The organism is Calothrix anomala FACHB-343, assembly GCF_014696435.1.
In the GTDB taxonomy this organism is placed as follows: Bacteria; Cyanobacteriota; Cyanobacteriia; order Cyanobacteriales; family Nostocaceae; genus Aulosira; species Aulosira anomala_A.
Window position 1 is genome coordinate 1 of sequence record NZ_JACJQG010000009.1, and the last position, 11,660, is coordinate 11,660.

Below are 11,660 nucleotides of genomic sequence, written 5' to 3' on the forward strand. Positions count from 1 at the left end.
TGCCCCCTGCCCCCTGCCCCCTGCCTCTTCACCATCCCAAAGCCGTGGAAATCTGCCCAGCTAATTCTAGCGGATTGAATGGTTTTGCGATCGCGGTTGCCATGCCCATCTGTGCGTAGCGGCGACGATCTGCAGCTTGGATTTTGGCGGTTAATAAAATTACGGGGATGTTTTTTGTGGCGGGATTTGCTTGTAATTTTTCAAAGGTGGCGATTCCATCCATATCGGGCATCATCACATCGAGTAAAATTACATCTGGTTGCCAAGCTTCGGCTTTGATGATGCCTTCTTTACCTGAACTGACTGTCATCACTTCCCAAGCGGCGACGGTTTCTAGGCAAATTTTGGCAACTTCTTGAATATATTCTTCGTTATCAACCACGAGAATTCGCTTCTGTGTCATTGCTACCACCTTCTTGTTGATTCTTGGTCATTCTTTGAAGTAGCTCTATTACGCGGTGTTCAAATTCTTGGGTTGTCACTCTTCCTTTGGTTAAAAATTCTGTGTGTCCTAATTTGAGTCTATTACGTTCTGACTCATCTAAATCTTTGGCTGAGTAAACTACTACAGGGGTGCTACAGAGTTGATTGTGTTTTTTTAACCAGTCTACTACAGCAAATCCATCGCTTTCTGGCAAAATTAAATCGAGAATTAATAAATCGGGATTTACTTGCTGGCTGAGGTGAATGGCTTCTCTGCCGGTTTGGGCGAGGAAGGTTTCAATATCGTGTCGCTCAAATACGGTAATTAGGAGTTGCGCTAAATCGCGATCGTCTTCGACAATTAATATGCGCACTCGTTTGGAAGATTTCGCTACTACTTGTCTGAGCGATTGCAATAAGTAATTTTCGGGGACTGGTTTACTTACCCAATCAGCAAAGTCTACATTAGATTGACTGTTAACGCTGGGTTTGTAAACGCTACAAATCACAATCGGAATATCTTTGGTATCTTGGCGTTCTTTTAATACTGCCATTGTTTCCCATCCATTCATTCCCGGCATTAATAAATCTAGTAAAATCACATCTGGATGTTCGCTAGCGGCTAAAGCGATCGCTTCTTCGCCTGTAGTAACTGTTACCACTCGGTAACCGCCTGTTTCTAGTAATTTTTGCAGTTCTTTACTAATTAAGGGATCGTCATCGCACACTAAAACCAATGGTGCGTAATGATTTATCACCTCTGAATGTTGATGTGGGGGGAATGTTTCGCTTGTTTCGGGCGATCGCTCTATGGGAATGGCAAAGTAAAATGTACTACCTTGCTCTAAGGTACTTTCCACCCAAATCCGCCCGCCATGCTGTTGGACGATGCTTTGGCAAATGGCTAAACCTAAGCCTGTACCGTCATGGTTGCGGGAATCGGAGGAGTCAACTTGTTGAAAGCGCTCAAAAATACTATCTAGTTTATCTTCGGGAATGCCCCGTCCGGTATCTTTGACGGTGAAAATCACTTCATTTTCTTCTTGGGTGGCTACTAACCACACCGTTGAGCCTGGGGTGGAGAATTTAATGGCGTTACTGAGTAAGTTGGTGAGGGTTTGCACAATTCTGTCGGGATCGATCCACAACTCCAAAGATAAGCTGGAAATCGACAATTTTACCCCGGCTCTCTCGGCTAAGGGTTGCATAATATTCACTGCTGACTCAATCAAATCTGCAATATTGCAGACTTCACGCTCCATTTTCACCCTCCCAGACTCGATGCGCTCAATATCTAAGATGTCGTTAATTAAGCGAACTAAACGATCCGTGCTGTCGGTAGCAATTTGTAGCAGGCGTTTTCCTTGCTCGGATGTGGGTGGGAGTAAACCACTGGTAAGCATTCCCAGGGAACCATGAATTGAAGTTAAGGGTGTACGCAGTTCGTGACTGACAACGGAGACGAATTCATCCTTCATCCGTTCGATTTGCTTGCGCTCTGTAATATCCCGGAGTATCACCGTATAATATACTTCGTCTCCATGCGCTAATTTAGATATGGAAGCTTCCGCCGGAAATTCCGTACCATCGCGCCGCCTGCCAAAGATTTCTCGCCGTTCTCCCATTCGCCGCGCTAAGTTGGGAGATGTACCAAAGTCAGCGACATGGTGACGATGAACTTGAGCAAAGCGTAAGGGTAAGAGTAAATCTAGAGGTTGTCCGATTGCATCTTGGGCTGTGTAGCCAAAAATCTTTTCGGCTCCTTGGTTAAATAAGGTGATTTTTTGCTGGGAATCGATGGAAATAATCGCATCGTCAGCAATATCTAAAATCCGCGCAAATTTGGCTTGGGAGATGCGCAATTGTTCTTGAATTTTTTGGCGTTCGTCTAATTCTGACTGTAATTTGCGATTTAAGCTAATTAACTCGGCGGTACGTTCGGCGACGCGCAATTCTAATTCGCTGTTGGCTTTATGTAAGAATTCTTCGGTTTGTTTGCGTTTGGTAATATCCCGGACGATAAATTGGGAAGCGCCTTGATTTTGGTAACTACAAGGAGCGGCGGCGATTTCTAAAGCGATCGCATTTCCATCTAACTGCACAAATTGCGCTTCATGTAAAGGAATTTCCTGTTTATATTCCTTCAACAAATGGAAACTTTCCCCTATTGCTTCTTGGGAATAGGGGTGAACAAAATCCAGAATTGATTTACCAACTAATTCTGTCGGTGCTTTAGCGCCAAATAACTTGACTGCGGCACTATTGGCAAAGATAAAATAACCGTCCCGTTCAATAAAAATCGCTTCCGGGCACAATTCTACTAGCTGTTGATAGCTGCGCTGACTTTGTTGCAAAGCAATTTGTGCTAATTGGCGATCGCGTTGGTTGCGTAATGCCATAATCCCATAAGCTACGTCTGTGGCTAGTGCTTCGAGTAATTGCACTTCATCGCTATCAAAGGAATCTGGTTCAGCAGCGTAAATGAGCAATACCCCAAATACTTGATTATCTGTAATTAATGGTAATGCGATCGCAGAAGCATAACCTTGTTTTGTTGCCTGACACCGCCACACTTCAAAATCGGGGTTTGTTAATATATTTTGAATAATCGTCGTCTGTCTAGTGCGAATCGCTGTACCTGCGGGGACTCTACCTTCGACTGTATCCGCCCAAGTTAAATTGAGCGATTGCAAATATCCAGCTTCATAACCAGCTTGGGCGACAGGGCGAATCGTTTTTTGAGCGTCATCTTCCGCAAAACCCACCCAAGCCAAACGATAACCGCCCACCTCCACAATCATTTGGCAAATTCTCTGCAGCAGTTCCAATTCATCCTTGGCACGTACCAGCACTTGCGAGCAATTAGTCAAAGCCTGTAACGTGCGATTTACCCGACGAATTTCTGTCTCGGTTTTTCTATACTCTGTAATGTCGCGGGTAATTGCTAGATGTAACATTTCTCCCGCAACTTCGCATTTACCCTCAGTTTCGCAAGGTAAAGGTACACCGTGAGTTTCCATCCAGCGCCGATTACCTTTACAAGTAACTATCTCAAATTGCAGAGTCCCTTTATTGCCTTGACAAATACTGTGATGAAATGAGCGAAATGCTACTGCATATTCTGGAGCTAACAGCGAATACACTGATTGCCCAATCAACGCTTCACTGCTTTCCGCCTCCAGCATCAAAATTCCTGCCGGGTTGATTTCCAATAAAGTGCCATCAACCGCAATAATTTTGACACATTCTGGCTCGGCTTCAAAAATCGCTCGCCAACGATTATCTGGTTTGGGATGAGATAAGGCAGAAGGAATTTCTTCTACCTTTGAGTGACTGCGGCTCTCTTCAACTGCGCTCAGGGTGCGCCCCTTACCTAAAACCTGCTTCCTACCTTCATGCAATTCTTCCCTTCTGCCATCTGCCTCCTGCCTTCTACCTTCATGCAATTCTTCCCTTCTGCCATCTGCCTCCTGCCTTCTGCCTTCATCAAAAATCTGGCTATTCGTTACCCGACGCAATAATTTAATCCGCTCTAAGCGATTGAGAATCCGCGTTACCAATTCTGGCCCTACAATTGGCTTACTGACAAAATCATCAGCCCCAACACTAAATACTTGGTTGACGATTTCCGCATCGCTGTGAACTGTGAGGAATAATATCGGTAACTCGCTCCATCGGGAATCGTTGCGCACGACTTTGCAGATTTCAATGCCATTGGTGTGGGGCATTTGTACATCCAGAATCAGCAAATCGGGGGATACTGTTTGCAACGTTGTCCAAAATTGTCGGGGATCTTCTAAACCGATAACTTTTAAACCCCAAGGACTAAGTAAAGTTTGCAACAATGCCAAAATTTTGGGATCGTCATCTACGGCTAAAATTTTTGCTTCTGTGAGGGGCGCTTGTTGTAATACTTGGGTAATTGCTTCTAACACTTGCGCCGCCAGCATGGGCTTTTGCAAAAAGGTGTGTCCGCCGTTGCGTGCTAGTTGCAAGCGGTTACTAAAATCGCTCTGCTCTGTCAAAACTAACACTGGTATGGGCGGTTGCTGGCGAGAAAGTTCTGCGAGTAAATTCAAACTTGCTTCTTGATTCGCAGACACGCTAGGGTCGAGTAGTACAACGCTGGGGCGATCGCGGTAAATTATATGTTGAGCATTTTCGATATTAGTGGTGTTGATAAATTTCACATTGCTGTTAGCAGATTCTGCTGTGAGATTAGCGACTAAAGACTGTTCTTTATCCACCACTAACACTAATGCCCTGTCATCAGCCGTTGTTGCAGGTGTGGGTTCTGTTTCCTGCTGTTTACTCTCAATTTCTTGGCGTAATTGCTGTACCCAAGTTTTTAATTTACTTGTATCTGCTTGAGTTAAGGTTTTATCAGATTTCAGCAGTTGTTCAATTTTCCGCGCTACCTTGGAACCTAAAGGTAAACCAAAGGTAGCCAAGGAACCTGCTAAGGTATGGGCTTCTTGGGTAGCTTGCTGACGTAATTCTGGACTTAAAGATTTGTAGTTAACAGCTGCTGCTTGCTCTAATACTCCCACCTGTTCCCTAACTCTTTCTTGGAAACGTTGCCAAATTTCGGCGACGGCGGCGATTGTTTGTTGCTGTGTTTTTTGGCTGGGTTGGGTGGCTTTGCTACGTTCTAATTCGCTTTTATGGGGTTCCTCAACCGCTTGGGGTTTGAGACGATAGCCAATTCCATAAACTGTTTCCACAAAATCGCTCGGCGCTCCCGCATTGCGTAATTTCATCCGCAAGCCTTTAATGTGGGTGCGTACAGCTTCTTCCCCTGGTGTATCTTCATAAGACCAGAGATGTTCTAAAATCATGCCACAACTAAATACGCGGCGGCTATTGCGCAAGAATAATTCTAAGAGGGCGTATTCTTTGGGAGTTAATGACAGCAACTCGCCATTATAACTAACTTCACAACTACTAGGATCGAGGTGTAAATTCCCCCATTCCAATACTGGTTGAGTTGTTTTTCCGCCACGACGCAATAAAGCACGAACCCGTGCTACTAATTCTTCTTGATCGAATGGTTTAACTACATAGTCATCTGCACCCGCATCTAGCCCAATTGCTTTTTCGTGACTGCTATCGCACCCTGTCAATAATAAGACTGGCATTTGTAAGCCACGGGAGCGGATATGACGGCAAAGACTGATACCATCTAGCTTCGGCAGTAGGACATCTAATAAAATTAAATCGTAATCGTAGGTTTCGATTAAATCTTTACCAGCAATACCATCACTCGCTAGTTCGACTGCATAGTTTTGGGTAGTGAGAATTTCCCTGAGTACTGCTGCGAGTAACTCGTCATCCTCGACAACTAAAATTTTCATATCAAACAATCGCTTAATATTCAGTGAAGTTTATAGATAACGAGCAGTAAAACCTTAAATTAAAATCAAAATTGCTGGTAATAATTTTTGACTTAAATGCATGTTAAATTATAAATCTTTAAATTTTGACTTAAATTTAACAAATATCAATATTGTTACAAGTCTGGGGAATAGAGGACTAGTAACAGGTTAATTTTAGACTATTTATTTGTGAAGCTGCATACAACACACCTTTCTTGAACGCAAAGGGACGCTAAAGTTAGCGCATAGGCGCTTCGCCTTCCCGCAGGGTAGATAGGCAGAGTTTTTTGAGTTCTCTAAAATAATTAAGGAAATCTTTAGATTACAGCAATTTTCAGGTAAATAGACCACGCTGTAGGGGCACGGCACCAGTAAAATTATTGTATGTACCACAAGATTTTCGATGCCGTGCCCCTACCACAGATGTGGTTCAAATAGGTGAAAACTCCTGTAAAACAGAATCAAGATGACTGATGATTTAGCAACTGATTGATTTGAATTTGTAATTTCTCCCGGAGTTTTTGCGCTTGTTGATATACGTTTGTGCGCTTTGTATGGGAATTAGCAAATTTATCTGTGGTTGCTAACGGTTCTAATGGTTGAATAAAGTAACGCAAGCGAGTTTTCATTGCCCATACACCCATTGAAGGAAAAAGAATTAATAGCAGCATCAATGGGGATAAAGGTAAAAATGGTAATTTAAATAAACGTTGCAATTTTTGCCAATTTATTGTTAAAGGATGTAAATATTCGTTACCAACACACAAGACTGGGAGAATGGGTACTTGATAGCGATCGCTCAATTGCATAAAGCTAACATCAAATTTCTGCAATTGATAGCGTCTGCGCCAACCTTTTAATGGCCCCCGTAACCCTTCTGGTGCATACAGCAGGATTTTTCGTTGCTGTATGGCTGTTTCAAAAGCTTTAAATTCAGCGCGAACCCCTCCTAATACATTAGACCAACCAGCCGGTAACCACCAAACCATCCAAGGATGCTCAAATAAAGATATTCCGGCTAGGGGTTGTACTGTCCATCCTCGCTCTTGACTTAATAATTCTGCTAAGGTTAAAAAATCCCAGGGAAAACTCATTCCTGCATGGTTCATCGCCACAATTAACGGCCCTGTTTGCGGTAAGTGTTCTAGTTGTTTTAACTCCCCTTGAAAATAATATTTCACAATGGGAGCAAGCACTTCTTTACTAAAGGCTTTTTGATATTCAGGATTGAATTCATCAATGTTTTGTTTGGGCGCGCGACAACCTAAACGCAGCCAACGGATTAACAGCGCTAGATAAAATCCCCCAGGTAATAAAAATAAGATATATTCCAGCCAGTTCCAGCCTTCTGGGTCTTGATGGTAATGTTGCCAATGACGGTTAAATAATATTAGCCAGCCTGGAGGATACCAGAGGCAAAACCAATCAAACCAGCTAAATTTATAGCCATTATCTGTGGCGATTTCTAGCGGTAAATTCAGTAAATTCTCAGAGCTTTGATTGGTCACAATAACTGGATATTTTATATATTACTTTACTTATTTATCTATTATATAACACCAATTTTTTTGACCATAATATCAGCACTAAGTTAGAGATTTATATGTTGGGCATGGGGCATGGGGCATTGGGGGAGCCTGTTGATACTAAAGCGGGGCTACAGCCGAAGGGAGCATCCCAAATGTGCAAAAACGCCCTCACCCTATAAGGGTGGGGCTAGAAATACGAAGCCTGCCTTCGCAGGCTATCAAACTTTTAGCCTGCGAAGGCAGGCTTTGTTGTTATAGCAATACCCTTATAGGGTATTGCGTCAAAATTGGGATGCTCCCCAGCCGAATTTCCCTTGATGATAAAGTGTAGAGATAAAATTAGCATTGGCGCGTGGGCATGAGCTAGCGAGTGAATTAATTATATAGATGTGCAAATTTATCTAAATTAGCTTGTTTATTAATTGTGATGCTTGCACAAGATTTCTATACTTGATTTACAATCTGTATACTTGATTCGCGAATTAGAAAACTTGATTTACAATCTGTATACTTGATTTACGATTCGTATACTTGATTCGCGAATTAGAAAACTTGATTTACGATTCATTTACTTGATTTACAAGTCGCAAAACTTAATTTGCAGTGGGATTTTCAATAAAAATGAAACTACTCTAGAATAGCGATCGCATTTGGGTTTTTAGCTAATTGTAAAGTTTTTACCCAAGTATTAATACTGAATTTTTGCGTTTTTATTAAACAGTTATTTTTCTCAATACCACGATAAATCATCAGTTATAGTCTACGTAAATATACTTAATTTGTATAAGTTTGTCTATTTAGCGCTAGTTGCAAGCTACAAGCGAGGGAAATTTTTGCATAACCTCCAGCAACTCAGAGATATATAGGGGTGAAGCAAGTAAATTAACTTTAGAACTAGTTAAAAACTTAGTACTTTAGGAGAAATAGCAATGAAAGGGTTAAAATTTGCCGTCGCTATAATTGCCTTAGCAACATTAACTCATGCTCCCAAAGCTGAAGCCACAAGCTTATTCAACAATCCCCAAACAGCAGCAGCAAAACTCATAGCACAAGTACCAGCAGAAAATAACGCTGAAGCTTCCCTCAAACGGGGAATTGAACGTTTAGACAAAGAAGACTATCAAGGTGCTGCAACTGAATTTAGCAATGTTTTGAAAATTGAACCGAACAATATTTATGCTTATGTTGGTAGAGGTGCGGCGAGGATGTATCTCAACGAATACCAATTAGCAAAATCTGACTTTGACAGTGCTTTAAAGATTACGCCTGATATTTCTTTAGCTTACTATTTTCGCGGTTTTACCAATTTGGCATTAAAAGATAAAGCCGCCGCACTCGCTGATTTACGCCAAGCATCTACTTTATTTAAACAAGAAAATAAATTAGATTTGGCGCAAAAAGCTGATAACGCCATTAAAGAAATTGAAGCTAGTTAAATGTTAACTGTTGACTGTTGACTGTTGACTGTTGACTGCATTTATTTAGGTTGTGGAGTATGCTGGAGAATTGGTGATGAACTACCGTTGGCAATATCATATTCTTGCTTTTGTAGTCCCCTTGCTAATTCTCCAGTCTGAAGCTGTTTGCTTTGTTCCTCTTCCTCTGATGGCGCAAACAAAAACCCCACAAGAACGCAATAGCGAAGCTATCAAGCTTTTTTATTTAGGGCTTGAGCAGTACAACCAAGGTAAATATCAAGAAGCATTAGAAACCTTACAACAAGCATTAATAATTGTTAGAGACATTCAAGCGCGTCAGGGTGAAAGCTTAATTCTTTATCAAATAGGACAAGTATATGAAAAATTGCGAGCTTACACCAAAGCAATCGAATTTTATCAGCAAGCATTAGCAATTGGTAAAGAAATTTATAATCAGGATTTAGTAGGAAAAATTCACAATCAAATAGGCGAAGTTTATCGCCAGATGCAAAACTATAATCAAGCTTTGCAAGCTTATCAGCAAGCTTTAAACTTTTACAAACAAATTAATAATCCTATCGGGCAAGGTTTAACTCTCAACTATATTGGTCAAATTTACAACGAATTAAAAGAAGATCAGAAAGCTTTAGATGCCTATCAACAAGCTTTAGCTATTCTGATAAAACTCAATGATAAATTAGGGTTAGTAGCTACTTACAAAAATCTGGGATTTACCTATGAAAACTTAGGGGAATATAGTAAAGCTTTAGATGCTTATCAACAAGCTTTAGCCTTAATTCCGCAAACTGAGTATCCCGTAGGCGCAGGAGCAATATTGGATAGTATTGCTAGTGTTTATACGATTATTGGAAAGTATACTAAAGCATTAGATATTTATCAGCAAGCTTTAGAAACTGCTAAAAAAGCAAATAATCAAGGGGGAGAAAGTTTAACTCTGCATAATATTGGTGGAGTTTACTACAGATTAGGACAATACCCACAAGCGTTAAAATTTTATCAACAAGCTTTAGCTCTTAGTAGACAAATTAGCGAAAAGGTAGCAGAAAGTAGTATTCTCAATAGTATTGGACTAGTTTATCAGCAAGAAGAAAAATATCAAGAAGCATTGCCTTTTTATCAAGCAGCTTTAAAAATTGTCCGCACAGATAATAATTTATCTACAGAAAAAGCAGCAGCAATTTTGAACAATATTGGCTTGGCTTACAGAGGTTTGGGGGAATATAATCAAGCTTTAGATGTTTATCAGCAATCTTTAGCAATTATTAACCGTGGTGGCTCGGAGATTGGTAAAGGAACAACTCTCAATAATATTGGAGTAGTTTACTTTCATTTAAAAGAATATGGTAAAGCATTAGAATTTTCTCAGCAAGCTTTGGCGATTCGTCAACGGATTGGCGATCGCGCTGGAGTAGGAGATACCCTAAATAATATTGGCGCAGTGTATCAAAGTTTAAAAGATTACGATAAAGCCGAGAAAACTTTACTCGCGGCTCTGGAAATTTGGGAATCTTTACGTCAAGGTTTAACTGATGCTCAGAAAATTTCTATTTTTGAAAATCAAGCTAAAAGCTATCGGTTGTTGCAAGAAGTATTAATTGCCCAGAATAAAATTAATTCTGCCTTAGAAGTGAGCGATCGCGCTAGAGCTAGAGCCTTTATTGAGTTACTAGCCGCTAAACAATCACAGACAGCAAACCCGCAGTTAGATATCAAACCTCTGACAATCGAGCAAATTCAAAATATCGCTAAAGTTGAGAATGCAACTATAGTTCAATATTCAATCATCGATGATAAATTACTTTATATTTGGCTAATCAAACCTACAGGTGAAATTACCTTTAAGCCAGTTGATTTATCAAAAGCTACTGATACTCCTCTCTCACAACTTGTGACTATTAGCCGTAAAGCTATGGGAGTATTAGATCGTGGGATTTTTCAACCCCAATCTAGCCTACAACCTAATCCAACTCAGCAGCTACAAAAACTCTACCAAATATTAATTAAACCAATTGTCCAAGATTTACCAACAGATGCTAACGCCCGTGTTATCTTTGTTCCTCAAGAATCGCTATTTGTAGTACCTTTTGCCGCACTACAAGATGAACAAGGCAAGTATTTAATCGATAAACATACTATTTTAACTGCACCAGCTATTCAAGTTTTAGAATTAACTCGCAAGCAAAAACAAAACCTTAACCAATCTCTGAAAGATGTGCTGGTGGTTGGGAATCCGATGATGCCAAAAATTCCCATTACAGAGGAAAAATTAGCACCGCTTCCTGGTGCAGAAAAAGAAGCAAAACAAATTGCTGAATTATTGAAAACCCAAGCGATTATTGGGAATAAAGCCACAGAAACAACCATTGTGAGCAAGATGAAGCAAGCCAGGATAATTCACTTTGCTACTCACGGCTTACTCGATGATTTTAAAGGATTGGGCGTACCTGGAGCGATCGCTCTCACAGCCAGCAATCAAGATGACGGCTTTCTCACCAGTAGCGAAATCCTTGATATGAAACTCAGCGCCGAACTCGTAGTTCTCAGCGCTTGTAACACTGGCGGCGGAAACATTACAGGCGATGGTGTCATTGGTTTATCCCGTTCTTTAATTACTGCTGGCGTACCCAGTGTCATTGTTTCTCTGTGGGCTGTAAATGATGATTCCACCGCCTTTTTAATGAGCGAATTTTATCGCCAACTCCAAAAGAATCCTGATAAAGCTGTGGCGTTACGTCAAGCAATACTGACTACCAAAAAACAATATTCCCATCCTTTCGACTGGGCTGCATTTACCCTAATTGGTGAAGCAGATTAAAGCTACACATCAATATATTCTAGAGGGCATGACATTGCCGTAGCCCTACTAACAAATTTACACTAGCCGGAGCCTTAAG

General features: G+C 40.9%; 6 protein-coding genes. 2 read left to right on the forward strand and 4 right to left on the reverse strand.

Annotation, left to right across the window (positions count from 1 at the left end):
- Positions 1 to 28: 28 nt before the first annotated feature.
- The 4 genes from H6G08_RS06525 to H6G08_RS38080 form a co-directional block, all read right to left on the reverse strand.
- Entirely contained in the window at positions 29 to 403 is a 375-nt protein-coding gene (locus H6G08_RS06525) for a response regulator (RefSeq protein WP_096647245.1), read from the reverse strand.
- Positions 375 to 5,777: a response regulator gene (locus tag H6G08_RS06530; protein ID WP_190539805.1), complete on the reverse strand. Its 5,403-nt coding sequence runs from the start codon at positions 5,775 to 5,777 to the stop codon at positions 375 to 377. Before H6G08_RS06530 ends, H6G08_RS06525 begins: the two co-directional genes overlap by 29 nt.
- A gap of 482 nt (positions 5,778 to 6,259) precedes the next feature.
- Positions 6,260 to 7,306, reverse strand: coding sequence for a 1-acyl-sn-glycerol-3-phosphate acyltransferase (locus tag H6G08_RS06535; protein WP_190539807.1), 1,047 nt, complete (start codon positions 7,304 to 7,306; stop codon positions 6,260 to 6,262).
- A gap of 648 nt (positions 7,307 to 7,954) precedes the next feature.
- Positions 7,955 to 8,077 (reverse strand): hypothetical protein, encoded by a 123-nt coding sequence (locus tag H6G08_RS38080; protein WP_277878925.1) that lies wholly within the window; start codon positions 8,075 to 8,077, stop codon positions 7,955 to 7,957.
- A gap of 179 nt (positions 8,078 to 8,256) precedes the next feature.
- Between H6G08_RS38080 and H6G08_RS06540 the strand changes: the two genes are divergently transcribed.
- Positions 8,257 to 8,763 carry a tetratricopeptide repeat protein gene (locus H6G08_RS06540; RefSeq protein ID WP_190538719.1) on the forward strand — a complete coding sequence of 169 codons (507 nt, stop codon included), beginning with the start codon at positions 8,257 to 8,259 and terminating at the stop codon, positions 8,761 to 8,763.
- A 76-nt stretch (positions 8,764 to 8,839) separates the two neighbouring features.
- Positions 8,840 to 11,581, forward strand: a complete 2,742-nt coding sequence (locus tag H6G08_RS06545; protein WP_190538720.1) for a CHAT domain-containing tetratricopeptide repeat protein — start codon at positions 8,840 to 8,842, stop codon at positions 11,579 to 11,581.
- The last annotated feature ends 79 nt before the right edge of the window (positions 11,582 to 11,660 follow it).